Here is a 26,562-nt window from a genome sequence, read left to right as displayed (position 1 = left end):
GTGAATATTCGCGCTAAGCTCTTTTTGTTAGCAATAACCTTGCTAAACTCTTCGGCAGTGACCCGGCGCGTTGATACGGGTGTCCATATAGTCGTTATTGATGCCGGTCATGGGGGAAAGGATCAGGGCACCAGAGGTATTTCTTTAAAAGAGAAGGACGTGGCGCTGAAGATCGCCTTAAAGGTTGGAGCCTACATAGAAAAAAATATCCCGGGAGTGAAGGTTATTTATACCCGGAAGGATGACCGATACATTGCCCTTGACGAGCGGGCAGCCATAGCGAATAAAAATAAGGCTGATCTTTTCATCTGCATCCATGCCAATGCAGTGTCAAAGGCAGAGATCAATGGTACTGAAACATATGTTATGGGCCTTCAGAAGGCAGGTGGAAATCTCGATGTTGCCAAACGCGAGAATTCAGTGATTGTACTAGACGATAATTATCAGGAGCGGTATGAAGGATTTGATCCCAACAGCCCTGAGTCAAATATTTTATTTTCCCTTGCGCAGAGCGCTTATCAGGAGAGCAGTCTTAACTTCGCGGGAAAGGTAGAAGCTGAATTCAAGACTCGGCTTGGACGAAAAAGCAAAGGTGTAAAGCAAGCGCCTTTCTGGGTCTTGTGGCGTACAGGAATGCCAAGCGTATTGATCGAAGTAGGCTTTCTTACTAATCCCAAGGAAGAAAAATTCCTGAGTGAAGAAGCCGGACAAAATCTGATTGCTTCAGGAATTTATCGGGCTTTTAAAGATTATAAAACACAGGTAGAATCTATAAATTAATATTCGTGAGAAATAAAGAGTTGATGGTGGGGATTTTTGCGGCGGTAGCAATCGTCCTGTTATATTTTGGATTTAATTTTTTGAAAGGCATCGATTTCTTCTCATCGACCTCCAAGTATTATGTCATTTATGAAAATGTAGATAACTTGGCTGTTTCCAATCCGGTTCAGGTGAGTGGATTTTCTGTGGGTCGGGTAAGCAAAATTGAGATCATGCAAAACAAGACCCACAGCGTGCTGGTTGAGATCGACATTGATTCAAAGATCCAGCTTGGAGATTCTACAAAAGCAATTTTAGATAGTGAGCTATTGGGTGGTAAATATGTTATTCTTTCCATTGGAGATGTCAAGAACCCCCTGCCCGCAGGCAGCACGCTTCGCTCTGAAGTAGCAAAGGGAATGTTTGATAAGATCACGGAAACAGCCGAACCTGTTGCCAGCAATTTGCAGACTACGCTTCGTAAATTTAACACAGCAATTGAAGGGCTTACAAAAGTTTCTCAGCGTCTTGATTCTATTTTTACAGATCTGCAGGCTACGCCAAATCTTTTAAACGCAACATTGCGCAATGCCAATGGAAAGATCACAACACTTTCCACAAGTTTCTCTGATGTCGCTTCCAATCTTAATGTTACTCTTACTGAATTAAAACCCACTTTAAAGAACTTCGCTGTTTTATCAGATTCATTAAAGAGAATGGAATTGAACAAAACGATATTAAAAACTCAGCAAACATTAACCAGCCTCAATGAAACCCTGGGAAGGCTGAAGAAGGGAGATAATACAGTAAGTAAACTCATGACTGAGGACTCACTGTACGTAAATATGAACCGACTGTTGATCAGAATGGATAGCCTGGTTAGTCATTTAAACAATTATCCGAAGCACTTTACGGCACCTCTAGGCAAAAGCCGTAAAAAAGTAGTTCGTGATCTCAAGCGTGATGAAGATAAGAGGAAGGCAGACGAAGAAAAGAAAAAAGCTGCGGCTAAAAATTAAGCCATTGCTTTTTATGTAACAATCTCAGACCTCATGGATGTAGAATTCAATCGAAACGAAGATCTTTTTAAGCAATTATGTTTCCAGCTGGAGACAAGAGAAAAGAAACTTCGTTTAGGTGGAGGTGAAAAGAAAATTGAAGAGCAGCATCAAAAGGGAAAGCTTACCGCACGTGAACGTATCGATTATCTCATCGATAAAAATTCAGATTTTATAGAAGTTGGCCTCCTCGCAGGAGAAGGCATGTATAAAGAGCAAGGTGGTTGTCCAGGTGGTGGTGTGGTTACTGGATTGGGTCGTGTGAAGGGCCGCTTGTGTGTGATTGTTGCAAATGATGCAACTGTAAAAGCAGGAGCATGGTTTCCAATCACGGCAAAGAAAAACTTAAGAGCTCAGGAGATTGCAATGGAAAATCATTTGCCCATCATTTACCTGGTGGACAGTGCAGGGGTTTTTCTTCCTATGCAGGATGAAATTTTTCCTGATAAAGAACATTTCGGCCGACAGTTTCGAAACAATGCAAAAATGTCTTCGATGGGCATTGTGCAGATTGCCGCTATCATGGGAAGTTGTGTTGCCGGTGGTGCCTATCTTCCGATTATGTCGGATGAGGCAATGATCGTGGATAAGACAGGTTCCATATTTTTAGCAGGATCCTATTTGGTTAAAGCTGCTATTGGCGAAGAGATTGATAACGAAACACTGGGAGGGGCTACCACGCATTGTGAAATCTCCGGCGTCACTGATAATAAGTTTCCGAATGATCAGGCTTGTCTAGATTATATCAGGAGCATCATGGATAAAGTCGGCAAGGCACATGATGCAGGCTTTGATAGGATCAAATCACAGGCACCCAAGGAAAAACCTGAGGAACTTTATGGAATTTTTCCCGCAGATCGATCCAAGCCTCATGATACGATGGAAATTATCAGACGCCTGGTTGATAACTCCGAGTTTGATGAGTACAAAGCACTTCATGGAAAGACCATTATTTGCGGCTATGGCAGAATTGATGGATGGGCTGTTGGTATTGTAGCCAATCAGCGGAAGGTGGTTAAGAATAAAAAAGGTGAGATGCAGATGGGTGGAGTAATTTATTCTGACTCTGCGGATAAAGCCGCTCGCTTTATAATGAATTGTAATCAAAGAAAGATCCCATTGCTATTCCTTCAGGATGTAAGTGGTTTTATGGTTGGTAGCAAGGCAGAGCACGGCGGGATAATAAAGGATGGTGCGAAGATGGTAAACGCAATGGCCAATTCAACCGTTCCAAAGTTTACTGTGATTCTTGGAAACTCGTACGGTGCAGGGAATTATGCGATGTGTGGAAAGGCTTATGATCCGCGGTTGATAGTTGCCTGGCCGACGGCGCAAATCGCAGTAATGAGCGGAGCATCTGCCGCTAAAACATTGCTGCAAATCCGCATCAGCACATTGAAGGCGCAGGGGAAGAAAATAGAGAAACAGGAGGAAGAGCAGTTGTTGAAAGAGATTACTGACAGGTATAACGAGCAGCTAAGTCCATATTATGCCGCAGCGAGATTGTGGGTGGATGCGATCATTGATCCTCTTGATACCCGAAAGTATATTTCAGCAGGGATTGAGGCAGCCAGTCAAGCGCCTGTAGAGAAGTTTAATGTAGGGGTGATTCAGACGTAAATAGTTATTCAGGTATGCAGGAAAGTGAAATCAAAGCTCTTATTTCTTTACTTGACGATGACGACAAGCAGGTCGTTACGCACGTGGAGGAAAAGATCCTTTCACTTGGACGTGAAGCCATTCCATACCTTGAGAAAGAATGGGAGACGAGTTTTAATCCCACACTTCAATCACGTATTGAAGATATCATTCATGTTCTTCAATATGAATTGTTAAAAAATCGTTTACTGGAATGGTACAAGAGTGAGGATAAGGACTTACTCACAGCAATGTGGCTGGTGGCAACTTATCAATATCCGGATCTGGAGCTTGATAAACTAAAACAGGAGCTGGAACAAATCTATTACGAAACATGGTTGGAGTTCCGACCCGATCTTTATCCCAATGATCAGGTGAAAGTTGTGAATGGCGTACTATTCAATAAGTTAAAATTTGGGGCGAATACCAAGAATTTTCATTCCCCGGGAAATTCGATGTTGAATGTTGTGTTGGAAACAAGAAAGGGTAATCCGATTACACTTTGTGTAATTTACATGTTGGTAGCTCAGAAGTTGAAATTGCCGGTGTATGGAGTAAATCTTCCAAATCTTTTCATTCTCACTTACAAAGACAACCAGAACAATCAGTTTTATATCAATGCTTTTAACCGCGGTCTGATCTTCTCAAAGCAGGACATTGAGAATTATATCAATGAGTTGCACCTTGTTCCACAGAATTCATTTTTTGAACCCTGTGATAGTCTTGAGATTATTCGCAGAGCTTTACGGAATCTGATTATGTCCTTTGAAAAAATGGGGGAACATGCAAAAGCGGAGGAAGTAAAATTGTTGCTTGTGGAGATTTCTGATGGAGGAGATCTGGGAGTTTAAAACGAGTAGAAAGCCTTACTACTTCTCTGACCTCTTTTCAAAATATTCATACATATCAAAGACCCAGTTGATTATTTTCTTTGAAAAAACAACCACACCAATGCCAAGCAGTTTGAGGTATAGTAGAAATAACATTATTTCTTTCTTATCGTACAGCCAACAGGTCTGACATTTGTAAGTTCTATCTTTTGCCCGGCAAGAAGTTTATCAATAGATGCTCGTAGATATGTTTCAGATACAGCGGCAGAAACCTGTGCGTTGTCATCAATAGCCCCACTGAACACTACTTCATATTTTCCGTTGATGCTTTTCAATAGAAAGACTTCAGGACTTTTTCTGGCAGTCAGGCATTCCATTGCGACCTGGTCCTTATCTGCAAGGTAGGGAACAGGTAAAGTCCATCCATCATAGGCTGCCTTCATTTTATCTGCTGATTCTTCAGGCTCGGTGTAAGAATTGATAAGCAGAAACTGAATCTTGCCCTGATAAGTTGTGATAAGATGCTTTAACCTGGCGGTATAATATTTATCGTAAGGGCATGCATTACTGGTGAAAACAATTACCATTCCGGAACATGATGGATAACTTTCCAGGGACACAGTTGATCCATCAACAACATTTGTCAAAGAGAAATTCCTGACTTGAGCCTTTGAGCCTAAGGTTATCATAACCATGAACAAAAAAATAAAAGAAAACCTTTGCATGCTCAGTTCATTTATACAGTATAAACAATTACAAACTCTTTCATAATAACGTAATAGAGACTAACCGTTGTATTAACTTCTGGTAATTGAATTTTCCCGGAAATACTTCCTTCATTTTCCATTGCAAAGGGCATGATCAAAAGGTGATCTGTAAAAAGAAGGTTCCGTTTTCCGTAGATCTTATACAGCGCCTCTTTGGCACACCAGTAAATACATAATTTAACAATATTGTCACCGGCATCGTCGACTTCAATTTTACTAAAAACTCTTGGGGCAATTTTTCGCAGCTTTTCCTTTGGCTGCTCCAGATCAATTCCAACGGAATTATCCCGATCGATTTGGGCGGCAACATACGGATAAGAATGAGATAATGATATTTGATGAGGATGTCCTTTAAGAAAGGGTTTTCCAAATTCATCCTTTGTTAAACCCAAATATTGAAGTTCCAGACTTTCCAATAAAATTCTAATCAACTTCCTGCCTGAAAGCCATTCTCGTCGTTTTATTTCATTGACGATCTCTGCCGGGCATGATTCTTCCAACATCTCTGAAAGCTCAGATTCTGACTCCGTCATGTGCCAAAGGGCCCATGCTTTTTCTTCTCCCAATGAATGTATTTTAAGAAGCGGCATTAGGTTAATCTCCTATTCTGATTCAATTTTACAGATACCTTTCTGTAAAGATAGTAACTGTTAACCGGTGTCAGTTAACCGCTAAATGTAATTCGATTACGTAATTTGTGTAGAGACTCATCATGGCAATTCAAATACAAAAGCTGCACACACTTACGGGTCACCGAGATTGTGTTTACACCCTGCAATCTTCAGGGGACTCTTCTGTATTTTTTTCAAGTGCTGGTGATGGAATGGTGGTTCAATGGGATATGAACCATCCTGAAGAGGGGGAGAGAATTGCTCAATTGCCAAATTCAATTTATGCTCTGCATTATTCTTCCTTTAAGGATATTCTGATAGTTGGCCATAATTATGAAGGGATTCATTTGCTTGACTGGCGGAATAAAAAGGAGATTGGGTCCCTGAAAATTTCTTCCGCAGCAATTTTTGATATTCAAACGGAAGGAAGAATATGTTATGTAGCCTGTGGCGATGGGGCTGTTGTTGTAGTAGATCTTGATCGTCTGATCATTCTTAAAACCTTATCCAGAACGGATAAAAGTGCCAGGACGATCGCGGTGAATCCAATCCGAAGAGAGCTCGCCGTTGGTTATAGTGATCAATATATCCGAGTATTTGACCTTGACAGTTTAGAGAGCAAGTATGAGTGGGAATCTCATTCAAATTCGGTTTTTACCCTCGTCTATACCCCCGATTTTAAGTTTTTGTTAAGTGGATCCAGGGATGCAAGACTAAAATCATGGAATGCGGATGCCGATTATGCACTTCATCAGGAGGTGGTAGCTCATCTGTACGCGATCAATAACATTGTTTTTAGTCCGGATGGCAAACATTTTGTAACTTGCAGCCTGGATAAATCGATTAAGGTCTGGCAGGCGGCTGACCTCACACTTCTGAAAGTAATTGACAAGGCTAGACACGCTGGACACGGAACTTCCGTTAATAAGCTACTCTGGACTTCTTTTCACAATCAGTTAGTCAGCGCCAGTGATGACCGAACGATATCCATATGGGACGTAATTTTTTAAACTTTTAAACATTAACCCACTACGTCATGAAAATCACACCTTTAGAAATTCGTCAAAAATCTTTTGAGCGAACTCTCCGTGGTTACGACAAAGATGAAGTAAATGCTTTTCTCCTTTCTCTTTCCCAGGAATGGGAACGAATGAATGATGAAGCCAAAGAACTTAAGATGAAACTGGATGCCTGCGAGCGTGAGGTTTCAAAGCTTCGCGAAGTAGAAACATCACTCTTTAAAACGCTGAAGACTGCAGAAGACACCGGCTCAAGCATGGTAGATCAGGCCAAGAAATCAGCGGAGCTTTATGTACGTGAAGCTCAGATCAGTGCAGATGCGCTTTTAAATGAAGCGAAGGACAAAGCAAAGAATACAATTGAAGAAGCTGACATGACTTCGAGACAAATGCTTGGAGAAATGGAGGACAATCTTCGCGAACTGGTTAATCAGTATAAGGCAGCGGAGTCACAACGGAACAATTTGTTGGATGACTTAAAGCGTCTTGCCAACGAAACATTGGATCGTGCCGATCGCGTTACCCAGTCAACTAAGAATTTTAATCCAGAAGACCATCTTATACTAGCCCGACGTGAAGCTAAGAAGTCGATGTATCCCAATGATAATAACGGAAAGCATCTTCACTCACAAACGCAGCCCGAAACTCAAAAGCCTGTCATCAAGGAATCAGAGCCTATGCGTTCCTTCTTTGATGAAGTAGCATGACCGGAAAAGTCATTCTTGAAGGACTGGAATTTCACGCCTATCATGGAGTGTATCCGCATGAGCGTTCTTCCGGAAATAAATTCGAGTTGGATATAGTTATTGAAACCGAATTTTCGGAAGCTGCCTTTCATGATGACTTATCTGGAACGATTAATTATGAAAATGTCTATGCCTTGGTAAAAGCGGAGATGGAGAAACCTTCAAAGTTACTGGAGCGTGTGGGTCACCTGATCGCAGAAGAAATTCTGAAGGTGTTTACAGATGCGAAGGTAGTTCAGGTTAGTATTTCAAAATTCAATCCGCCGATCGGAGGAGTTTGTAAGAAGGCGTCTGTTGTGATTAATAAGAAGAGATAAAATCTCTGACGGTTAAGATTTTTCGCTCACCTGCTCAACAAACATAAACCCTCTTCCTTCATCTCCTTCATAAAAGTCAACCTCTTTTCCGATCACATACATAGCATGCTTTTTATCAACATAGACCGGAATTCCATTTATTTCATAGGAGATATCTGAATCATGTTTCTTGTCGAAGCCGACAATAAGTTTTGCTCCACCACAACCACCACCACCTTTTACTCCAATTCTTAAACCGTAGTCAGAAGGAATATTCTTTGTAAACATGATTTTTTGCACTTCTTCAGCGGCCCTGGAGGAGAGAGTCACGGGCTTTACCTGATCAAACATAATTTTCTACGCGTTTAATTGAGTGCTTTTTGCGTGCACAAACAAGGATTCTTGCGAGTTTTCGTTATCGATGCACTCACATCCCTGAAGACCTTCAAAATTAGCTAATTTTTAAACACCTTTACGGGACAAATAATTCTATGGAAGCTCTGATTGAATACGGAAAAATATTGTTGCCAGCGTCTCTCGTCCTTTATGCCGTCTACCTGATGGTTCGCTCTTTCATAATTAAAGAGATTGAGCTCAAGAAGCTGGAGATACGAACCCGTAGCATTGAAACGATTCTTCCCAATCGTCTTCAGGCATATGAAAGAATGTGTCTGTTCCTGGAGCGCATCTCACCGCCCAACCTTTTGCTGCGACTTAACAATCAGGGATACTCTGCCCGTGAGTTTCATAAACTTCTGCTCGATGAGATCCGAAATGAATACAATCACAATGTATCTCAGCAGATTTATATGAGTGAAGATGTCTGGAATATGATCAAGAATGCAAAAGAGGATTTAACCATTCTTATTAATGAAGCGTCGTCACAAATGGAGGCAGAATCAACAAGTCTTGATTTGGCGCGCAAGATCTTTGAACTCACCATGGATAAGAAAGTAGAGCCTATTTCGCATGCTCTTTCTGAGTTAAGGAAAGAAATTCAACAGACTTTCTGATGAAGATCGCTATTATCGCTGGAGCTACCGGTTTAATTGGCTCTCAGCTTCTTGACTTATTGCTTGAGGATACTTATTACAGCAAAGTCATTGCGGTAACAAGAAAACCAATAACAAAATCCTCTGCAAGATTTGAGAATGTTGTTATCAACTTTGATAAAATGCAAGAATATACAAGTCAATTGAAAGCGGATGATGTTTTCTGTTGTCTTGGAACCACTATCAAACAGGCCGGCTCAAAGGAAGCTTTCCGCAAAGTAGATTTGAGCTACCCTGTTTCATTGGCCACCATTACTAAAAGCATGGGAGCTCAGCATTTTTACCTGGTAACTGCACTCGGATCTAATGAAAAATCTTCAATTTTTTATAATCGGGTAAAGGGTGAAGTGGAGCGGATGATATCAGAAATTGGTTTTGAATCCCTTCACGTTTTTCGACCCTCCATGTTATTAGGACCAAGAATTGACGAACGGGCAGGAGAGAATGTTGGGCAAGGCGTTATGAAGGTTCTTGATTTTGTGATTCCCAAAAAATACAAGGCTATTGAATCCATCAGGGTTGCCAGAGCAATGCTTAGTATTTCAAAAGCCCCTGGAACCGGAAGTTTTTTTCATGAATCTGGAGAATTGCAATCATTCTGATTACAGATGATTGCCGTCATACAACGTGTTAGAAATGCATCAGTTGAAATTAGTGGTGCAATTAAATCAAGAATCGATAAAGGTCTTCTGATCCTTGTTGGAATTGAAGAAGCCGATAATGATGAAGATATTTTATGGCTATCGTCCAAGATCATTAATCTGCGTATTTTCAATGACGAGCAGGGTGTGATGAACGTCAGTGTTCGTGATGATGGTGGCGATATCATTGCAGTGAGTCAGTTTACGTTGCAGGCAAGCACAAAGAAGGGAAACAGACCTTCTTACATCAAGGCAGCGCGCCCTGAGATAGCCGTTCCTATTTATGAAAAATTTGTAAAGCAGTTAACAGATCAGTTAGGAAAACCCGTTCAGACAGGAGAGTTTGGTGCAGATATGCAGGTGAATCTTTTAAATGATGGACCCGTAACAATTGTGATTGACACTAAAAATAAAATCTAGGAGAATACCATTCTCAAAAGTGGGAATTGAGCACGCTCAACGCTCTTTTTTAGATTATTGCCAGCCAAATGAAGAAGATGTTTAAAAGAGCATAAACGCCTACTACAATTCTAGATCCGTATTTATTCACTTTCAAACAATCTTCTTTTCTCCCGCGATCATACAAACGTAATGAGATCGCCGATACCAATAGCGTTGCAAAGATTGCCAGGAAAGTTATAGTATGAAGAGTGTCCACAAGACTGAATTGTGAAGATTCCGGCAGGAGTGAGTCAATAATATATTTGTTTCCAACCGCGGCAAACAAACCGCCGACTGGCAATCCAAATCTTGGCTCAAGCTCCCATGGATGCGGAGTGAAGCTGATCATAGAAATCAGGAAGGCTATGTACATTCCAATAAAGATCTTCATAAACAAGCCCCAGGCTTCACGTTCAATATTCATGTCAATATTGAACGTCGCAAACTCCGTGTGCTGACTGGGAAGTCTGTAGTCCCCAAAGCCTGTCTCATATTCACTGATTTGTGAATTCACGGAAAAATTACTGATGGTCCATCCGTCAATTGCAATCTTTTTTCCAAAACGACTTCCTTCAAGATCAGGATCAAATACGAGTGTGTTTTTATCGAAGAGCGTATTTTCAATCTGAACATTCAGATGCTGTGAATCAAAAGGAAAATCGCCGACCTCCCAGCTCTCCTTCATTGTGCATTTCATTTTCATCATCACCCAAGCCTTGCCGTCAATACTATCGACGATGATTTCTGGTGGGTCAATGCTTTTTGCGTTTGGAATATCCAGTTGCTTGCTGAAATCGAAGTTGGGGTTGCTGTATTGAAACCAAAGCCAGAACCTGATGGTGTATTCTTTATCATGAAAGTTAATATCATGAATACTGATGATATATGCACCTGCACGCACAGTATCAGGCGGCGTAGCACTGGCTATCAGAGAACTGAATAAAATGGAAATGGTGAATAGTAATTTTTTCACAGGTTAGGCAGAGGCAATGTAATAGATATTCAAAAGTACAAAAGCTCCCGCTACAATCCGGGATCCGATCTTGTCAGCTTTCAGACAAGCTTCTTTGTTTCCGGCATTGAAATACTTAAGAGAAATCGCCGAAACAGCCAGAACGGATAAGATTCCAAAGAAAGTTATACTATGCAGCGTATCAACCAGACTAAACTCCGGAGATTCCGGAAGCAGTGAATCGATAATATATTTGTTACCCACCGCAGCAAACAGACCACCGACTGGCAACCCAAAGCGAGGTTCCAGTTCCCACGGAAAGGATACAAAGCTGATCAGGGCAATAAGGAAGGCGATGTACATTCCAATGAAGATTTTCATAAAAAGTCCCCATGCATCGCGCTTGATATTCATGTCTATCTTAAACGTAGAGAAGGTCTGAGAGTCATGGCCAACCCGTGGGTCACCAAAGCCCGTTCCGTAACGAGTTGTGTCAGATGAAACTTTAAAATCCTTGATATGCCATCCATCAAGGCCCTCAATATCATCAAACATTGAATGCCTTTTATCAGCAAGAAAGATTAGGCTATTCTTGTCGAAGACAGAATTCTCAACTCGTACTCTCAAGTGCTGTTCGTCAAACGGGAAGTTATGAACTACCCAATTTTCTTTCATGGTACATTTCATTTTCATCTGCACCCATTTTTTCCCGTTCACGCTGTCTTCTACAATATCCGGCTCGTCTATTTCTTTTGCGTTAGGGATGTCAAGTTGCTTTAGAAAATTAAATTCCGGATTACTGTATAAAAACCATAACCAGAAACGAATGGTGTATTCCTTGTCATGAAAATTAATATCATGAACACTGATAATATAGGCGCCAACTTTTACTGTATCGGCACTCTGTGCTTTTGATGATAAAAAAGAGCACGCGAAAATGAGAAGCAGGAAGAGTTGTTTCATAGGGGGTATAAAAAAGAAAGATACCGAGATTACCCGATATCTTTCTTTCCTGGAAAATCGAAATTTTTATTTTGTTCCGATCTTGGCCTTCATTTTATCACCTCCCTTTACATAGGTTTCAAGCATATTATCCATTTCCCACAGCATGTGCATGATAGATTCCTTTGCCCGGTAGCCATGACTTTCGTATGGCAGCAATACGTAACGTGCTGTTCCGCCATGTCCTTTTATAGCATTGTAAAATCTCTCTGTCTGAATTGGAAAAGTTCCGGAATTATTATCCGCTTCACCATGGATGAAGAGCACGGGAGTCTTTACCTTATCGGCATAAGAGAATGGAGACATTTTATTATACACTTCCGGCGCTTCCCAGTAAGTACGTTCTTCCTGCTGGAAACCAAAAGGAGTGAGCGTGCGATTGTATGCGCCGCTTCTTGCAATTCCTGCTTTGAATAGATCGGAGTGTGCCAGTAAGTTCGCAGTCATGAAAGCTCCATAACTATGACCACCCACTCCAACTCTTTTTGGATCAACATAACCTAATGACGCTCCGTAATCGATGGCTGATTTTGCACTGGCAACGAGTTGTTCGATATATGTATCGTTAGGTTCAGCATCTCCTTCTCCAACAATCGGAATAGATGCATTGTCCAGCACGGCATATCCTCTTACCACCCAATAGATCGGGCTGCCGGAGCTGATGCGGGTGAAGGTATAAGGTGATCCCTTTACCTGACCAGCATTGTCTTTTGACTTGAACTCGGCAGGATAAGCCCACAGAAAGGTTGGCAATGGACCATCTTCTTTTTTATAGCCTGGAGGTAAATAAAGATCTGCAGTTAGATCTACACCATCAGGACGTTTGTATTTTAATACTTGCTTCTTCACATCCTTGATTTGTGGATAAGGATGGGGGAAAGAAGTTACGGCTGTTACATTTTTCGATCCTATAGTGTGAATAAAGTAGTTAGCGGTTTCATTTTGAGATTCACGTGAAGTTATAAATGTTCCTTTCTTTGGATCAATGAAGCTCACTACGAATTCATAATAAGGAGCATCACTCTTCCAGAGGTTTGTGATCTTTCCGGATGTAAGATCCATTTTGCTTAGAAACGGACGATCACCTTGTGGTGAAGAACCATCGCCATCAAGATATATTGAATTGTCAGAATTAATCAGGATCACCGAACGACCATATTGATTGAAGGTAGTAACAATATCGCCCGGATCTGTGTAAGCATCTTCGTAAGAACGATCAAACAATACTTTTTTCTTTGAAAGATTAGATGGGTCTATCTGATAGGTACGGATCTTGCGATCAGCCCACCAGATTTCGTTTACCATCGCTAACTTTTCATTGCCCCACATCATCCCTGCATATCGTAATGGAAGACTGATGACATCAGATGGGTTGCCAGTGAAGGGTGCACTCAGTTGAATAACCTTGTCGCGGATTTCGGCTTTAATCTTTGGATCTCCCTGATCCTGGGCTTCTGCCCAATAAAGTGTTGATGGCTGATCAGCACGCCATGCATGACCTCTTGGTCCTTTTATGACAGCATTGAATCCAACAGGAACATTATCTCCCAGTGGCACATCAACAAGTTTTTTTACAACATTACCATTCATGTCCATCACCTGAACCAACTGTGGAAATAAGTTAGCAGGTACGAGATAGGAGTATGGGCGATGAATGACTTTTGCAAGCACAAAAGAACCATCCGGTGAAACACTCTGAGTGGAATATACTCCTGGTACACCTACTGCTTTCTCAGTTCCGTCCAATGAAATGGAATATAATTGAGAAGTACAATGATAATCGAATAGCGTTTCATCATAAGGATTTTTCAAAAGATCCTGGTAAGTACGCGCGGGAGCTTTCTTTCCAAGATTTTCTTCTATCACAGGTCCGGCCGGTACACGGGTCTTTTCAGGAAGTTTTTTGCTTTCGACCGCTGCGAGGAAAATGATCGTGCTGGAATTTGATAACCATGCAACAGGATTGGCAAGAGTTGCATTAATTTTTTTCTTTGTGAGAGGCTTTGCACTTGCAGTTGAAACATCAACCAGCCATAATTCAATCCGATCAGGATATGTTTGAAGGAATGTAAATTTCTTTCCATCAGGAGAAAAACTTGTATTGCTGATCTGCAAAGGAGTTGGAAGTCCATTTACAGAATACTCTTTCATGTCTTTGAGATTCTTGAATTTTAATCCAATGAAAAAGTTGTTCCGGCTTGGTCCAAAATTTTCTGGATTGATGCGAAGGCCTGCAATGCGCAATTCAGGACGAGATAGTTCTTCAATACTTGGATAATCAGAACGATCCATCAAAGCCATCCAGCTTTTATCAGGTGAGATGATGATCGCCGGAGTAAGAGGAGCCTCGACCAGTTTCGCGATCTCTTCAGGGGGTCGCTGATAACCCTGGTTGTCCTGGGCCAGGGAGACCGAAGTAATGAACCCGAGGGTCATTATCAAAAGATATTTTTTCATAGCATAATATTTTGAAAGAAAAGGTAAGCACTGGAAATGAAATGCACCAACGGTTTTGGATAAGCGGACATAAAATCACTGAATCTTGTGATTATATGCTCTCAAACAATTAATTTCGGTTTCTTAATTACATTATATGTATCCGGGACTACTTCACACCCATTCGTTTTTACGCTATTTCGTCCTGATCCTTTTACTGGTGGTTATTGTAAAATCATTTCTGGGATTTTCCGGAAAGAAGGCTTTCACTAAAGTTGATAATATTCTGGGTCTTTCTCTTTTCTCTGTTACGCACACCCAATTGCTCGTCGGTATTATTCTTTACTTCTCTAGTCCGTTTGTGCAGTTTAGCGGTGGCACTATGAAGGACGCTACTCTTCGCTATTGGACGATGGAGCATAATGTGATTATGTTAATTGCGATTGGGTTCATCACTATGGCAAGAATTACTTCCAAGAAAATGACAGATGGCACGGCAAAACATAAACGCATGCTCATTTTCAATTCAATTGCTTTGCTTTTGATTTTGGTTGGAATTGCTATGGCCAAGCGTGGTTTCTTTTCATTGCCGGGAACAGCGTCTTAATTTCGGAGCCGAAAGCCCGTTCCGGAAGGTTAAACGAACTTCGTAAAGAAGCATTTATCTGCTAACTTTACTTCAAATCTTTTTGCATGAAGTCACCCCTTATTCTTTGCTTCGTCTTACTGAGCTTTATTGGATTTTCTCAAACATTTACACCTCGCTACGAGCTGATCAAGCTTAAGGAGGTAAACTCTATCTATCACGACGCAGCACCGGTTGTATCCATCGATGGAAAAAAACTTTACTGGTTTGTTGTAAACAAGGAAGGTGCTCAGGATATATGGATGAGCAACAGAGACGAGAAGGATGTATGGGGACCTCCTCAGCATCTTGGCGCACCTTTCAATCAGAATAAGACGAATCAGGTATTTCAGGTTTTGTCTGACGGTACATTGCTTGTCAGGGGCGGTAAATCCAGAAACTCTATCGGTTTTTCTTTGGTTAGAAATGGCAGCACCTGGACGGAACTTTCCGTAAAAGATCTTGCGACAATGGTGAAAGGAAGATTTAATGGCGCTACCATTTCAGCAGACCTTAAACATATGATCCTCTATTTTTCCGAGCAGACCGCGGGAGTCAAGAGTGATTTGTATGTGACGCATGAACAGAATGGAGCGTGGACAAAACCAGAAAAGTTGAAGATCAGCACAAGTGCAGATGAGTTTGCACCTTTCATCGGTCCTGATAACAAGACACTTTATTTTGCCAGTGACCGGTTGGTTCCGGGAAGACAGGGAGGTTCAGATATTTATAAGTCAACTTTGCAAGATGAGAGCTGGAACAACTGGACTGATCCTGTGAATCTGGGTAAACCGATCAACACGGTTGCGGCCGATGATTATTTTTCAATGGATCAATCAGGTCATATTTATACTGCGCGAAGCAATAGCAGAATGGATGGAGGAAATCTTGATATTTCGATATTAATACCCAAGCCAATTAAAGTTATGCTAACCGGAACGGTGTATGATGACAAAACAAAACAGCCGATTGCGTCCAGTGTAAATGTTACTATCAAGGACGTTAAGCCGATTAGTCTGAAAACTCCTTTGACTGGAAAGTTCGAAACAAGAATCCCTGAGACAAATGAATATATTCTTTCTGCAAGCGCTTCGGGTTATCAGCCACAAGACATCGATATGATTGTTCCTGTGTTAGGAAATGACACAACGCTTTATGTCGAGGTTTATTTAACTCCAATTGCCAAGAAACTTATTCTTACAGGAACAGTTCGCAACAAGAAGACAAACGAGCCTATTAAATCTAAAGTCGACTTTACATTGAAGCCGGAGAAGAAAAGCAGCTACTCACTTCAGGCAGATAATGGGAAGTTTGAATTGCAGATTGGTAAATTGGGATGGTATGTGCTGGCAGGTACGGCAGAAGGATTTTTATCTGCGACAGACAGTGTTGAGTTCAATTCTGAAGACCTTTCTCCTCTTTCGAAAGACTTGTATCTCACTCCGATCGAAGTAGGTCTTACAGTACGATTGAAAAATATTTATTTTGATTTTAATAAGACAACATTAAAATCGGAATCCTTTATTGAATTAAATAAAGTGGTAAGCTTCCTGGATGAGAATCCAACAGTGGAAATAGAAATCTCCGGCCATACCGACAGCAAAGGAAGTGATGAATACAATCTGAATCTTTCCCAGGGTCGCTCTCAGGCGGTAGTAGAGTATCTTGTCACACAAAATATTGACAGAGGTCGACTGACTGCCAAAGGTTATGGAGAATCAAAGCCCATTGAAACCAATGATACAGAAGAAGGCAGAGCAAACAATCGCCGTGTTGAATTTACTGTTTTAAAGAAGTAGTCAGTCGAAGTAATAAGATCAAACCCCAATCTTAATTTCTCATGAAAATTCTATTAACTCTTTTGAGTGTATGCATAGCTCATCTCGTTTTTGCTGCAGCAGATACAACTCGTTACTCTATTGTTACTACAGAAAAAATTTCAGGAAAGCAGTTGATGTGGTCAGATGCACCTGGAAAAATTTCATATCTCTATCAATATAACGATCGCGGCCGCGGACCTAAGCTTAGGGTTGATCTTACAATCAGCAATGGTGAGGTGATTTATCGCAAAGGGACAGGCGTAGATTATTTTAAAGGTGCTGTCATGGAGACCTATGAAAACTCAGGCGGCATTGCAAAGTGGAAAAATAGCCTTGAGGATGATCAACGTAAGGTCACCGGACCAGTATTGTATTCGCCTTATGAATCTGTTCCAGGAGAAATTGAATGGATGCTGAAGTTGCTTATGAAGCAGCACATCCATGAAATGGAAACGCTTCCAGCGGGTAAGCTGAAGGCCACCCACATTAAGAATCATTCAGCAAAAGTGAACGGTTTCCCGGAAGAACTTGAACTCTATTCATTTACCGGTTCGGGTGGCCCTCCTGAGTATGTTTGGGTAACTCCGAAGCATGAGTTTTTTGCTTCCATTGGTGGATGGATGTCAACCATCAAGTTTGGCTTTGAATTTCTGATTCCTGAATTGAAAAAACTTCAGGATGAAATGGAGGAGGATTACTTTACCGAACAGTCATTAACATTTACTCAGAAGCCAAACACTCCCGTTGCTATAAAGAATGTGAGTGTATTTGATTCGAAGACTGGTAAGGTTTCATCTGACCAGACCGTTGTTATCGACAAGGGTAAGATCTTGAAAGTGGGTAAGACAAAGAATATTGAAGTTCTTCCTGGCTACAAAGTGATTGAAGGTAAAGGGAAAATGCTTTTGCCAGGACTCTGGGATAATCATTCTCACTTTGATATGACTCAGGGTCTGTATCATCTTGCCGCTGGCGTAACCAATATTAAAGACATGGCCAATTCTTTGGACTTGCCAGAGATCAAGAAGAAAGTCGATAGTGATGAACTGATGGGTCCTGAAATTTCTGTTATGTCAGGGTTCGTTGATTTTGCAGGACCGTATGCTGGACCAACAGGAAAAATTGTAAAAACCCTTGAGGAAGGGCTGGCAGGGATCAACTATTATGCGGATCATGGATATCAGCAGATCAAATTGTATAGTTCTATTCCTGTTGATTGGGTAAAGCCGTTAGCCGCCGAAGCGCATAAAAGAGGAATGAAAGTATGTGGACACGTACCTTCCTTTATGACAGCAGAAAGAGCCATCAATGATGGTTATGATCAGATTATTCATTTAAATATGATCATGCTGAATTTTATGGGTGATTCGATTGACACCCGTTCGATGGGGCGATTTATAAAGGTTGGCGAGCGTGCAAAGAATATTGATTTAAATAGTCCTGCCGTCAAGAAATTCATTCAGCTTTTAAAGGACAAGAAGATCGTAGTTGATCCAACGGCCGCAATCTTTGAAGGGATGTTTGTCAACGAACCCGGTAAACTTGCTGCAGGTTATGAGTCGATCCAGTCAACTTTTCCTGCGGAATATAAGAGAGGATTATATCATGGAGGTCTTCCAACAATGAAAGGGAGAGAAGCTGATTACAGGCAATCTTATGATAAGATGCTCAAAATGCTTCAAATGCTATATGCGAATGGTGTAACGTTCGTTCCGGGTACAGATGATTTTCCTGGTTTTGCGTTGCAACGTGAGCTGGAGTTGTATGCGAAAGCCGGTGTTCCAAATGCCGAAGTCTTGAGAAAGGCAACTTATATCTCAGCACAGGTAGCTGGAAAAGATGCCGAACTTGGCTCCATCGAAGTTGGAAAGAAAGCCAATCTCATCCTGGTGGATGGAGATCCTGTTAAAAATATTTCAGATATCCGCAAAGTAGACCTTACCATCAAGAACGGGCATTTGTATGATCCAAAGGCTATGTATGCGAGCTATGGATTTGGCTTTTGGAAGTAAGAATGAATGATCATTAGGGTCATTCACTCGCATGCTTTAAATAACTCATCAGGATATCCAGGAAAGGTGTCATCACCTTGTACTCAATAAGTTCAGGAGGTGCGCCTTGAAGGAATGTGAGCATCGCTTTCGCGCGATGGATATCCTGCGTTTCTTCCATTACTTTACTATTATAGGTATGAATTGTAAAGAGCACAAATCCTGATTCTGACAGACGTGATAGCGTCTGACGTTCACTTCGCACGAAAATCTTATCGCCCGTATTTTCAATAGTTAGTTTAGGTACCAGAATTTGCATCAATCTTGAATAAGATTCCTTACGTCGTGTTGAAAGATCCAATTGATCTGTTATTCTGAATCCCCAGTTCGTTCTTGCGATTGGTTTTCCAAAAGGAATTCGTTCTATTAATTTATCAGCCGCTTGCAACATTGGTTCCATCAATTTTGGCAGGGGAGCATGAAGTTCCAGAAAATGCTTTTCGAATTTAGATTGGATATCCCAACCGCTGGGGAAACACAATTGACCACTCCGAAGTATGGAAGCTGTGTCCAGCAGCAAAAGATCTTCCTGAATTTGCCTTCCTACCCAATCCATTGGCTCCATATCCAAAGTGGAGGTGTCCCCGTATGCAAAGTCAACTTTCTCTTTTAATAACTTATTTTCAAATTGAGATTTAGCAGATGACTTTGTATAGGTGAACTTATCCGGATAGCTATTGGAAAGATTGAAAAGAATTTTATCAACTACTTCCCATTGTGCTTTCTCAGTAACAGTACTCGATTGATAGTAATAGGAATGATCTGTGGATAGAAGCTTGCGTTTTAGTTTGATTTCCTTTAGATAATTCTCGTCTATCTCCACTATGGAATGATTTACCGGCAGAGCACTGGTGCCCATCTTCAAATCAAATGTTGATGAAAATGGAAAGTAGCGGAGCATGGTCAGGGATTTTCTTCTGTCAGAACTTCTCTGACACGATCTCTGTCGTTTTCAAAAATAAAAAGTCGAACGCCTGGAAAGAGGTCATTCCTGAATGGATAAAGATTGTTAAGATTCTCTTCCGTCAGAAAGCAGGGAATTCCATAAGCATCCAGTTTGGTTTTGGCAATGTTGGCCTCCATTACTGTATCGTATGCCTGATAAATGACAATCTTATCTTCAGGAATTTCCATCCGATTAAAATACAATTTTTTTTGCTCTCAGGCTATTTTCACTGAAGTCATGGAGATCGAACCCATCATTGTCTTATCGTTGAAGAAGCTAACCGAATCATTCTCTTCTTTTAATCCAAGTGTGTAGATCAATGGAAGATAATGCTCAGGTGTAGGAATAGAGAGTTTGGCTGCCTGACCAAGTGTTTCATATTTGATTAATGGAGTATGATCTCCATTGGCAATCAATTTTTTGAACGTACTATTCATTTCAATAGCCCAGTCATATCCGGAATTTGTAAGGCTCCAGTCAAGGATGCCCAGATTGTGAACCATATTTCCGCTTCCAATGATCAAAACTCCTTTTCTTCTTAATGATGAAAGTTCTTTGGCTAATTCATAATGAAATTGAGGTCCTTTGGTATAATCAATGCTCAACTGCAAGACAGGAATATTTGCCGCAGGAAACATTCTTCTCACAACAGTCCAGGTTCCATGATCAAGTCCCCATTCATGATCAAGCCCTACAGTTGCTTTATGAATCATAGCAGCCGCTTCTTTCGCAAGAGCGGGACTTCCCGGGGACGGATATTGCACATCGAAAAGTTGTCTCGGGAAACCTCCAAAGTCGTGAATGGTCCTTGGATGATCCATGGCTGTAATGAATGTTCCGCGGGTGAACCAATGTGCTGAAATACAAATCACTGCTTTGGGAGGTGTCATTTCCTGTCCAAGCTTAGTCCATGACTCGCTGAATTCATTGTCTTCAATTCCATTCATGGGAGATCCATGGCCAATAAAAAGTACAGGCGTTCTGCTTTCCTCTGTAGAAAGAGTGTCGCTTAGTTTCTTGAGATCTTGTAAGGAATTCATAGATAATAATCCGATCGTGCTGGTGAGAAATTGACTGCGGTCCATAGCTCTTGGATCAACAATATACCTTCTTAAAAAGTTGCGACTGAGGAATCAAAACATCCTATTTAAGCCGTTTGACTAATTTAGTGCCTCTTTGTAACAAACCGGCTGCTTCGGCGTCTTCCCCTTGTAATCAATGAACTTGGAAACTTTCCAGAATCAGGTATTTCCCGTCAAAAACAAGCTTTTCAGGTTTGCTTTCCGCCTTTTGGGAAGCAGTGCAGAGGCTCAGGATGTTGTTCAGGAGGTATTTATTAAAGTATGGAATGGTCGCGATCAACTTTCGGAGATCCAGAATATAGAGGCTTGGTGTATGAGAATAACCAAGAATCTATCGCTGGACAGACTTCGTCAGCAAAATCGCCGGCCGACTGATTCACTTGAAAAGGGACTTCATATTGCGAATGAAACACTTTCGCCATATGAAAAGACTGAAATGACTGAAAGTATGAAACGAATAGGGGAAATGATGGCGGATCTTCCTGAGAAGCAACGCCAGGTAATGCACCTTCGTGATATTGAAGGTTATAGTTATAGTGAGATTGGTGAAATCATGGAGATTGACATGAGTCAGGTGAAAGTGAATTTGTTCCGCGCACGGAATGCGGTGCGTGAGAAATTACAAAAAATTAATAGTTATGGACTCTAACATAGAGCAATTGCTAGAAAAATACTGGATGTGTGAAACGTCCCTTGAAGAGGAGCAGCAACTGCGTGCTTTCTTCCTGGGTAAGAATGTTCCGGAATCTATGAAGGCTACTGCTGAGATGTTTCTTTTTTTTGAAGGCGAGAAAAATAAATCATTGAATGAAAATTTTGAGCCGACTGTAACAAAAGAACTTCGTCAGCGTCGAGGAGGAAAGGTCGTAAGTATGGTAAGTTTTACAAACATCTCAAGAATAGCAGCAGGCATAGTGGTGATGGTAGCAGCGACTTACTTTATCAGACAGGAAGTAAGAAAATCGTATCCTCAGGAGCTTCAGGATACGTATTCAGATCCTCAACTGGCATTGGAAGAAACAAAGAAGGCGCTGATGATGATCTCCAATAGTTTCAATTCAGCTCAAAAGGATGCGGGAAAGATCAAGGCTTTTTCTGAAGCTGAGGAAAAGATCCAGGATAAAGCCCCAAAAGAAAAAAGTACTATCTAAAAAGATTTAAAATTTAAAAATTGTTCAATATGAAAAAGTTAATGGTTGGTGTAGTAATGATGTTGATGTCAGTGGGCGCCTTTGCTCAGAATGATGCGATTGCAAAATTCTTCACAAAGTACCAGGAAGATGAAAACTTTAGTGTCGTCAACATTAGTGGAAAGATGTTTAGCATGATGGCAAACATCACTGGAGATACTCCTGATGAAAAGGCTATCATTGCAGCGATCAGCAAGATCAAAGGATTGAAGATCCTGAAGAAAGATGAGGCGCGTAATTCACGTGAACTGTATAAAGAGGCGATGGCAATGATCCCTTCCGGTGACTTTGAAGAATTGATGACTGTCCGTGATAAGGACAAGGATATGAAATTCTACACCAAGGAATCGGGTGGTAAGATCAGCGAGCTGGTGATGGTCATGGGTGGCAACAATGAGTTCATGGTGATGACTTTATTTGGTGAGATTGATCTGAAAGAGATGGGTAAGATTGGAAAAGCAATCAATATTGATGGGTTCAATCACCTTAATAAGATGGACAAAGGTGAAAAAGTGAAGGATAACAGCAATAGCAAGGACAATAAGAAAAATTAATTATAGTTTTTAATCGATTTGATACCATGACTTAACGGTCATGGTATTATTTTTATAACCCAGGCCTCCATTCAACGTTTGATAACTAACAGGTCAACAACATATACAGGAGATTATCTCATATGAAAAAAAGCATACTGGCCATTATTGCAATGTTTGTTTTTACAGGAGCATTTGCTCAATCGAAGACAACCGAAGCTTTGCAAACCAAATTCGATAATCCTTTTACCCTTTTCTTTTATAAGAACACATTGAGGATGTTGAATCAATCCGATAACAAGGAATTTGATGAAATGATCAAGAATATTGAGAAGATGAAGTTTCTCATGCTTGATAAATCGAAGTCAAGCTTTGGTTCCGATGATTATAAAAAACTTACAAAAGACTATCAGTCTGAATCCTATGAGTCTATTATGACGGGACGCTTTGATGGAAAGAATCTCGATGTTTATTTTAAAGATAAGGAAGGATCGACTCCTGGTACCGTCATCTTAATTAATGATTCTACCAGCCTCTATGTACTGGATATGCTCGGTACGATTGATATTTCCAAAGCTGGCTCACTTTTCAACTCCATTGACAACAGCACGGATATCGGAAACCGGATCAAGAATTTTATGGGACGTGACAAGGATAAAGCTAAGGGTAAAAGTAAGGGAGAAAATTAATCTGCTTTGGAAAACGTACTCAAAATAGAAGGACTCACAAAGAATTTCGGCAGACTATGCGCTGTCAATAATCTTTCGCTTGAAGTTAAGCGTGGTCAGGTATTTGGAATGCTGGGCCCCAATGGTAGCGGTAAGACTACTACTCTTGGGATGCTGATGGGTGTAACGAATCCTACTTCCGGAAGTTTTTCGTGGTTTGGTCAACCGCCAACACATGAATTGAGAAGAAAGATTGGTGCAGTATTGGAGCATCCTATTTTTTATCCTTACCTCACCGGCCAGCAAAATCTGGAATTGATGTCAATGATCAAGCAATCGGCGGAATCCAATATTGCAAAAGTGCTTGAGACGGTTGAATTGACTTCCCGTAGAAATGATAAGTATAAAACGTATTCCCTTGGAATGAAGCAACGCCTGGCAATTGCCTCAGCGCTGTTGAACGATCCTATTGTTCTTATTCTGGATGAACCTACCAATGGACTTGATCCGCAGGGGATTGCTGAAATACGCGAGATCATCAAGAAGATCGCTAACGACGGAAAGACAATCATCCTTGCAAGTCACTTGCTTGATGAAGTGCAAAAGGTATGTTCACATTTTGCGATTTTGAGGAAGGGATCTCTGGTTCACTACGGACCAGTCGTTGATGTTGGAAAGGGAGAAGAGCTTGTGGAGGTAACAGCCCATCGTGATGACCTCATATCATTACTGGAAAGTTTCGAAGGAACAATGTCTGTAAAACGTGAGGATGAGCATTTTTTGGTGCGGATGAAGGGAGGGTTTCATAGCGAAAACCTGAACCAATATCTTTTTGATAAAGGAATTGTTGCCACCCACCTGGTAACACAGAAGAAGAGTCTTGAAAAACAATTTTTGGAAATTTTAGCGGAAGCCGACCATGCTGCACTTATTAAAAATTGATCTTAAAAAACTTTTAGACTACCGCACTTTTTGGATCATTTGCGGTCTGTACTTCTTTACCCTCATAGTAGGGGCGGCGAGTGGTATGGAATTCTTAAAGTGGCTGAGCAATCTCATTGAGGGTTTTGGTGAGTCGATCAATATCAATCGCATTCCTCTTTATCACTTCCCGGATATCTGGCAAAATCTTTTGTGGAGCTCTGGTCTTTTGAAGTTGGGAATTGGAATCATGGTGGTAATATCTATTTCCAATGAATTCACATACAGGACCATTCGTCAGAATATTATTGACGGACTGAGCCGCAAGGAGTTTCTGTATTCCAAGATGCTGACAAACTTTGTTTTGAGTTTTTCCAGCATGCTCATCGTTTTTTTGATTGCTTCCATAACAGGTCTTATATACTCTCCGTCACTTGATTTTCCATACGGCTTTACAGGAATGGATTTCTGCATTGCATATTTTCTTGAAGTCTTTGCATTCCTTTCATTTTCATTAATGCTGGGAATCATGATCCAGCGCTCGGGGCTGACGATCATCCTATTGCTGTTTGCTTTCCTTATCGAGTTTATTATCAAGGCAAACCTGGATGATTATATTCCTGACTTCATTCAGTTTTTCCCATTAGAGTCAATCTCAAACCTGGTTCCTTTTCCCTTCAAGCGATACTGGTTTTCTGAAATCCGGGATCATGTTTCACTAATCTCTTTGGCAGTAGCATCCTTCTGGACGTTCCTTTTCAACTATTTCTCTTATCTGAAGCTGAAGAATTCTGATATCTGATTACTGATCGATGATCTGCCTGTTATCGCTGCCAATGCAGTAACACTGGTTTTGTAGGCGATTCTTATAGGCTTTAGGTTTTTATTTAAGGATTAATCTCAGCAGACCTTTGTGGTGCATTTTTCATTCTCAAGCTCCGTCTCGAGTGTGATATGACGAATATTCTTGTGCTCCAACTCGTGCTTTAGATTTTTTTTGAGCTTTACTTCGTCCTCATGATTAATATCAGATCTCAGGACAAGGTGAGCAGTCATGGCATTCTCTGTTGAACTGATAGCCCACACATGGATGTGATGTATATCGACGACGCCTTCAAATTTCAAAACAGAATCTCTTATCTCATTCAAATGAATGTCTTCCGGCACACCGTCAAGGGATAGACGAAGACTTTCTTTTAGTAATTGCCATGTGCTGATGAGAATTACTCCGGCGATGATAAGACTTAGAGCACTGTCGAGCCAGAACCACTGAGTGTAGTAAATGACAATTCCACCTACGACAATCCCTGCGGATACAATGGCATCACTCAATAAGTGAAGGTAGGCGCTCTTTACATTAATATCTTTATTCTTCTCTTTGAAGAAAAGCATGGCAGATGCTCCATTTATAATAATCCCCACACCAGCCACAATAGCGATCGTTGTTCCAGGCAACGGCTCGATCTGAGGTTGAAAGAATTTATGGATCGCCTCGAACGCGATTCCTCCGATAGAGATCAAAAGCACTACAGAATTGAAAAGAGAAACAAGTATGGAGGTCTTCCTATATCCGTATGTAAAATGTTCATTGGATTTAACTTTCAACAAACGGAATGCAAGCAACGAGAGAGCGAGTGTTCCGACATCCGCGAGGTTGTGTGCTGCATCGGATAGTAATGAAAGTGAATTGATATAAAACCCAACAGACGCCTCAACAATAACAAAGACAATATTGAGTGCGATCCCAACCTTAAAGGCTGTGTTCACCGATGATAATGTCGGTGCATGGTGATGATGGTGATCGTGTCCCATGCTTCAAAGGTACAGCCATGAATCTGGAATCAATCACTATTCCTGAATAATTCGGTGTTGTTGCAACACAGCTACGTGAAATTTATTCACTGCTGCAACGATGTTTCAAATCCGATAGGATAATAATGCTGTATAAGGATCACCCTGAAGACGCAGCAGCTGAGCAAAGGCAGGCTCAGTTTTTATTCCTTTCTTCTTTAGGTCCAGTATTTTCTCTCTGAACAATGATCCCTTCTGCTGAAGAATTTCATATTCCATTTTCAGATGAAGAAAAGAATTTTGTTTTTCTGTTGGTATGCCCTGGGCAAATAATTCAAATGGAAAATTTTCAAAAGTAAAGTTTACAATAACCCCAGGGATCTCGTTGATAATATTTCGCCGGATGTTGAAGTTGCTATAATGCCTGAACTCTCTCTCACAAAACTCTTCGAAAGAACTCAAATCGTGTGCAAAGCAGATAATGTCAAGATCACTTCCTTCTATAAATAAATCGAGAGGAAGGGTGCCCGCCAGTACGGGATTAAAATCCGACAACAGCGAAATGACGTTTGATTTCTGGATGGTTCTGAAGCCTTTTTGCTGTATTTCAGATCCTGAACTGAGGTATGACAAATTGAAGAAATCCTCTATCATATAATTGTCAAATGACGTCAATTTGGCTTTGAA

30 protein-coding genes are annotated in these 26,562 nt (G+C 40.9%); 19 read left to right on the top strand and 11 right to left on the bottom strand.

What is annotated here, in order from left to right; genetic code table 11:
* Genes HOP08_06135 through HOP08_06120 form a run of 4 tightly spaced genes read left to right on the top strand, consistent with a single transcriptional unit; the run spans position 1 to position 4,306 of the window.
* On the top strand, positions 1–780 hold the full coding sequence (locus HOP08_06135; protein ID NOT74490.1) for an N-acetylmuramoyl-L-alanine amidase: 780 nt from the start codon (positions 1–3) through the stop codon (positions 778–780).
* A 5-nt stretch (positions 781–785) separates the two neighbouring features.
* Positions 786–1,778 (top strand): MCE family protein, encoded by a 993-nt coding sequence (locus HOP08_06130; GenBank protein ID NOT74489.1) that lies wholly within the window; start codon positions 786–788, stop codon positions 1,776–1,778.
* A gap of 33 nt (positions 1,779–1,811) precedes the next feature.
* Positions 1,812–3,437 (top strand): acyl-CoA carboxylase subunit beta, encoded by a 1,626-nt coding sequence (locus tag HOP08_06125; protein ID NOT74488.1) that lies wholly within the window; start codon positions 1,812–1,814, stop codon positions 3,435–3,437.
* 14 nt (positions 3,438–3,451) lie between these two features.
* A complete protein-coding gene (locus HOP08_06120) occupies positions 3,452–4,306 on the top strand; it encodes a hypothetical protein (GenBank protein NOT74487.1) in 855 nt (284 codons plus the stop codon).
* 134 nt (positions 4,307–4,440) lie between these two features.
* Here the strand turns inward: HOP08_06120 and HOP08_06115 are convergent, their stop codons facing one another.
* Together HOP08_06115 and HOP08_06110 are read right to left on the bottom strand one after the other, a co-directional pair.
* Entirely contained in the window at positions 4,441–4,980 is a 540-nt protein-coding gene (locus HOP08_06115; protein ID NOT74486.1) for a redoxin domain-containing protein, read from the bottom strand.
* Positions 4,981–5,021: 41 nt separating this feature from the next.
* A complete protein-coding gene (locus HOP08_06110) occupies positions 5,022–5,642 on the bottom strand; it encodes a 4'-phosphopantetheinyl transferase superfamily protein (protein NOT74485.1) in 621 nt (206 codons plus the stop codon).
* Between the two features lie 122 nt (positions 5,643–5,764).
* On the opposite strand from HOP08_06110, the gene HOP08_06105 reads away from it, so the two are divergent.
* From HOP08_06105 to folB, 3 genes are read left to right on the top strand one after another with little or no spacing between them, the layout of a single operon-like run.
* Positions 5,765–6,673 carry a WD40 repeat domain-containing protein gene (locus HOP08_06105; GenBank protein NOT74484.1) on the top strand — a complete coding sequence of 303 codons (909 nt, stop codon included), beginning with the start codon at positions 5,765–5,767 and terminating at the stop codon, positions 6,671–6,673.
* Positions 6,674–6,699: 26 nt separating this feature from the next.
* Positions 6,700–7,389, top strand: a complete 690-nt coding sequence (locus HOP08_06100) for a DivIVA domain-containing protein (protein ID NOT74483.1) — start codon at positions 6,700–6,702, stop codon at positions 7,387–7,389.
* Positions 7,386–7,745, top strand: coding sequence for a dihydroneopterin aldolase (folB, locus tag HOP08_06095; GenBank protein NOT74482.1), 360 nt, complete (start codon positions 7,386–7,388; stop codon positions 7,743–7,745). Before HOP08_06100 ends, folB begins: the two co-directional genes overlap by 4 nt.
* Before the next feature lie 12 nt (positions 7,746–7,757).
* Here folB and HOP08_06090 read toward each other — a convergent pair whose 3' ends face one another.
* On the bottom strand, positions 7,758–8,075 hold the full coding sequence (locus HOP08_06090) for an iron-sulfur cluster assembly accessory protein (GenBank protein NOT74481.1): 318 nt from the start codon (positions 8,073–8,075) through the stop codon (positions 7,758–7,760).
* A 140-nt stretch (positions 8,076–8,215) separates the two neighbouring features.
* Between HOP08_06090 and HOP08_06085 the strand changes: the two genes are divergently transcribed.
* The 3 genes from HOP08_06085 to HOP08_06075 are packed head-to-tail and all read left to right on the top strand — an operon-like array spanning position 8,216 to position 9,837.
* Entirely contained in the window at positions 8,216–8,737 is a 522-nt protein-coding gene (locus tag HOP08_06085) for a hypothetical protein (GenBank protein ID NOT74480.1), read from the top strand.
* Positions 8,737–9,378, top strand: coding sequence for an oxidoreductase (locus HOP08_06080; GenBank protein ID NOT74479.1), 642 nt, complete (start codon positions 8,737–8,739; stop codon positions 9,376–9,378). Before HOP08_06085 ends, HOP08_06080 begins: the two co-directional genes overlap by 1 nt.
* A gap of 6 nt (positions 9,379–9,384) precedes the next feature.
* Positions 9,385–9,837 carry a D-tyrosyl-tRNA(Tyr) deacylase gene (locus HOP08_06075; protein NOT74478.1) on the top strand — a complete coding sequence of 151 codons (453 nt, stop codon included), beginning with the start codon at positions 9,385–9,387 and terminating at the stop codon, positions 9,835–9,837.
* A gap of 49 nt (positions 9,838–9,886) precedes the next feature.
* Here HOP08_06075 and HOP08_06070 read toward each other — a convergent pair whose 3' ends face one another.
* The 3 genes from HOP08_06070 to HOP08_06060 all read right to left on the bottom strand — a co-directional run bounded on the left by HOP08_06070 (position 9,887) and on the right by HOP08_06060 (position 14,269).
* Positions 9,887–10,831: a hypothetical protein gene (locus HOP08_06070; protein NOT74477.1), complete on the bottom strand. Its 945-nt coding sequence runs from the start codon at positions 10,829–10,831 to the stop codon at positions 9,887–9,889.
* A 3-nt stretch (positions 10,832–10,834) separates the two neighbouring features.
* Positions 10,835–11,773, bottom strand: a complete 939-nt coding sequence (locus HOP08_06065; protein ID NOT74476.1) for a hypothetical protein — start codon at positions 11,771–11,773, stop codon at positions 10,835–10,837.
* A 66-nt stretch (positions 11,774–11,839) separates the two neighbouring features.
* The gene (locus HOP08_06060) at positions 11,840–14,269 is read right to left on the bottom strand and encodes a S9 family peptidase (GenBank protein ID NOT74475.1); all 2,430 of its coding nucleotides are present in this window, start codon (positions 14,267–14,269) and stop codon (positions 11,840–11,842) included.
* 136 nt (positions 14,270–14,405) lie between these two features.
* On the opposite strand from HOP08_06060, the gene HOP08_06055 reads away from it, so the two are divergent.
* The 3 genes from HOP08_06055 to HOP08_06045 all read left to right on the top strand — a co-directional run bounded on the left by HOP08_06055 (position 14,406) and on the right by HOP08_06045 (position 18,705).
* Positions 14,406–14,855, top strand: a complete 450-nt coding sequence (locus HOP08_06055) for a cytochrome B (GenBank protein ID NOT74474.1) — start codon at positions 14,406–14,408, stop codon at positions 14,853–14,855.
* 86 nt (positions 14,856–14,941) lie between these two features.
* Positions 14,942–16,672, top strand: a complete 1,731-nt coding sequence (locus HOP08_06050) for an OmpA family protein (protein ID NOT74473.1) — start codon at positions 14,942–14,944, stop codon at positions 16,670–16,672.
* A 41-nt stretch (positions 16,673–16,713) separates the two neighbouring features.
* Positions 16,714–18,705, top strand: coding sequence for an amidohydrolase family protein (locus HOP08_06045; protein NOT74472.1), 1,992 nt, complete (start codon positions 16,714–16,716; stop codon positions 18,703–18,705).
* A gap of 19 nt (positions 18,706–18,724) precedes the next feature.
* Here the strand turns inward: HOP08_06045 and HOP08_06040 are convergent, their stop codons facing one another.
* Genes HOP08_06040 through ygiD form a run of 3 tightly spaced genes read right to left on the bottom strand, consistent with a single transcriptional unit; the run spans position 18,725 to position 20,730 of the window.
* Positions 18,725–19,645 (bottom strand): DUF3445 domain-containing protein, encoded by a 921-nt coding sequence (locus tag HOP08_06040; GenBank protein NOT74471.1) that lies wholly within the window; start codon positions 19,643–19,645, stop codon positions 18,725–18,727.
* A 2-nt stretch (positions 19,646–19,647) separates the two neighbouring features.
* Entirely contained in the window at positions 19,648–19,878 is a 231-nt protein-coding gene (locus tag HOP08_06035) for a hypothetical protein (protein NOT74470.1), read from the bottom strand.
* A 27-nt stretch (positions 19,879–19,905) separates the two neighbouring features.
* Complete coding sequence (gene ygiD, locus HOP08_06030) at positions 19,906–20,730, bottom strand: 4,5-DOPA dioxygenase extradiol (protein NOT74469.1); 825 nt, start codon at positions 20,728–20,730, stop codon at positions 19,906–19,908.
* A gap of 178 nt (positions 20,731–20,908) precedes the next feature.
* Here ygiD and HOP08_06025 point away from each other — a divergent pair, with 178 nt between their 5' ends.
* The 6 genes from HOP08_06025 to HOP08_06000 all read left to right on the top strand — a co-directional run bounded on the left by HOP08_06025 (position 20,909) and on the right by HOP08_06000 (position 24,886).
* Positions 20,909–21,421 (top strand): RNA polymerase sigma factor, encoded by a 513-nt coding sequence (locus HOP08_06025; GenBank protein ID NOT74468.1) that lies wholly within the window; start codon positions 20,909–20,911, stop codon positions 21,419–21,421.
* Positions 21,411–21,923, top strand: a complete 513-nt coding sequence (locus tag HOP08_06020; protein NOT74467.1) for a hypothetical protein — start codon at positions 21,411–21,413, stop codon at positions 21,921–21,923. Before HOP08_06025 ends, HOP08_06020 begins: the two co-directional genes overlap by 11 nt.
* 29 nt (positions 21,924–21,952) lie before the next feature.
* Complete coding sequence (locus HOP08_06015; protein NOT74466.1) at positions 21,953–22,516, top strand: DUF4252 domain-containing protein; 564 nt, start codon at positions 21,953–21,955, stop codon at positions 22,514–22,516.
* Between the two features lie 122 nt (positions 22,517–22,638).
* On the top strand, positions 22,639–23,184 hold the full coding sequence (locus HOP08_06010; protein ID NOT74465.1) for a DUF4252 domain-containing protein: 546 nt from the start codon (positions 22,639–22,641) through the stop codon (positions 23,182–23,184).
* A gap of 6 nt (positions 23,185–23,190) precedes the next feature.
* The gene (locus HOP08_06005; protein ID NOT74464.1) at positions 23,191–24,105 is read left to right on the top strand and encodes an ABC transporter ATP-binding protein; all 915 of its coding nucleotides are present in this window, start codon (positions 23,191–23,193) and stop codon (positions 24,103–24,105) included.
* Positions 24,083–24,886, top strand: a complete 804-nt coding sequence (locus HOP08_06000) for an ABC transporter permease subunit (GenBank protein NOT74463.1) — start codon at positions 24,083–24,085, stop codon at positions 24,884–24,886. The genes HOP08_06005 and HOP08_06000 overlap by 23 nt, the downstream gene beginning before the upstream one ends.
* A 98-nt stretch (positions 24,887–24,984) precedes the next feature.
* Here the strand turns inward: HOP08_06000 and HOP08_05995 are convergent, their stop codons facing one another.
* Together HOP08_05995 and HOP08_05990 are read right to left on the bottom strand one after the other, a co-directional pair.
* Positions 24,985–25,896 (bottom strand): cation transporter, encoded by a 912-nt coding sequence (locus tag HOP08_05995; GenBank protein NOT74462.1) that lies wholly within the window; start codon positions 25,894–25,896, stop codon positions 24,985–24,987.
* A 105-nt stretch (positions 25,897–26,001) separates the two neighbouring features.
* On the bottom strand, positions 26,002–26,481 hold the full coding sequence (locus HOP08_05990) for a DUF4269 domain-containing protein (protein NOT74461.1): 480 nt from the start codon (positions 26,479–26,481) through the stop codon (positions 26,002–26,004).
* Positions 26,482–26,562 lie beyond the last annotated feature (81 nt).

Source organism: Cyclobacteriaceae bacterium (assembly GCA_013141055.1).
In the GTDB taxonomy this organism is placed as follows: Bacteria; Bacteroidota; Bacteroidia; order Cytophagales; family Cyclobacteriaceae; genus ELB16-189.
This window is presented reverse-complemented; position numbering and strand designations above follow the sequence as displayed.

Coding starts and splice junctions, on each gene's coding strand:
- HOP08_06125 (NOT74488.1), top strand. CDS start 1,812: ATGGATGTAGAATTCAATCGAAACGAAGATCTTTTTAAGCAATTATGT.
- HOP08_06120 (NOT74487.1), top strand. CDS start 3,452: ATGCAGGAAAGTGAAATCAAAGCTCTTATTTCTTTACTTGACGATGAC.
- HOP08_06115 (NOT74486.1), bottom strand. CDS start 4,980: ATGGTTATGATAACCTTAGGCTCAAAGGCTCAAGTCAGGAATTTCTCT.
- HOP08_06110 (NOT74485.1), bottom strand. CDS start 5,642: ATGCCGCTTCTTAAAATACATTCATTGGGAGAAGAAAAAGCATGGGCC.
- HOP08_06105 (NOT74484.1), top strand. CDS start 5,765: ATGGCAATTCAAATACAAAAGCTGCACACACTTACGGGTCACCGAGAT.
- HOP08_06100 (NOT74483.1), top strand. CDS start 6,700: ATGAAAATCACACCTTTAGAAATTCGTCAAAAATCTTTTGAGCGAACT.
- folB (NOT74482.1), top strand. CDS start 7,386: ATGACCGGAAAAGTCATTCTTGAAGGACTGGAATTTCACGCCTATCAT.
- HOP08_06090 (NOT74481.1), bottom strand. CDS start 8,075: ATGTTTGATCAGGTAAAGCCCGTGACTCTCTCCTCCAGGGCCGCTGAA.
- HOP08_06085 (NOT74480.1), top strand. CDS start 8,216: ATGGAAGCTCTGATTGAATACGGAAAAATATTGTTGCCAGCGTCTCTC.
- HOP08_06080 (NOT74479.1), top strand. CDS start 8,737: ATGAAGATCGCTATTATCGCTGGAGCTACCGGTTTAATTGGCTCTCAG.
- HOP08_06075 (NOT74478.1), top strand. CDS start 9,385: ATGATTGCCGTCATACAACGTGTTAGAAATGCATCAGTTGAAATTAGT.
- HOP08_06065 (NOT74476.1), bottom strand. CDS start 11,773: ATGAAACAACTCTTCCTGCTTCTCATTTTCGCGTGCTCTTTTTTATCA.
- HOP08_06060 (NOT74475.1), bottom strand. CDS start 14,269: ATGAAAAAATATCTTTTGATAATGACCCTCGGGTTCATTACTTCGGTC.
- HOP08_06055 (NOT74474.1), top strand. CDS start 14,406: ATGTATCCGGGACTACTTCACACCCATTCGTTTTTACGCTATTTCGTC.
- HOP08_06050 (NOT74473.1), top strand. CDS start 14,942: ATGAAGTCACCCCTTATTCTTTGCTTCGTCTTACTGAGCTTTATTGGA.
- HOP08_06045 (NOT74472.1), top strand. CDS start 16,714: ATGAAAATTCTATTAACTCTTTTGAGTGTATGCATAGCTCATCTCGTT.
- HOP08_06040 (NOT74471.1), bottom strand. CDS start 19,645: ATGCTCCGCTACTTTCCATTTTCATCAACATTTGATTTGAAGATGGGC.
- HOP08_06035 (NOT74470.1), bottom strand. CDS start 19,878: ATGGAAATTCCTGAAGATAAGATTGTCATTTATCAGGCATACGATACA.
- ygiD (NOT74469.1), bottom strand. CDS start 20,730: ATGAATTCCTTACAAGATCTCAAGAAACTAAGCGACACTCTTTCTACA.
- HOP08_06025 (NOT74468.1), top strand. CDS start 20,909: ATGAACTTGGAAACTTTCCAGAATCAGGTATTTCCCGTCAAAAACAAG.
- HOP08_06020 (NOT74467.1), top strand. CDS start 21,411: ATGGACTCTAACATAGAGCAATTGCTAGAAAAATACTGGATGTGTGAA.
- HOP08_06015 (NOT74466.1), top strand. CDS start 21,953: ATGAAAAAGTTAATGGTTGGTGTAGTAATGATGTTGATGTCAGTGGGC.
- HOP08_06010 (NOT74465.1), top strand. CDS start 22,639: ATGAAAAAAAGCATACTGGCCATTATTGCAATGTTTGTTTTTACAGGA.
- HOP08_06000 (NOT74463.1), top strand. CDS start 24,083: ATGCTGCACTTATTAAAAATTGATCTTAAAAAACTTTTAGACTACCGC.
- HOP08_05995 (NOT74462.1), bottom strand. CDS start 25,896: ATGGGACACGATCACCATCATCACCATGCACCGACATTATCATCGGTG.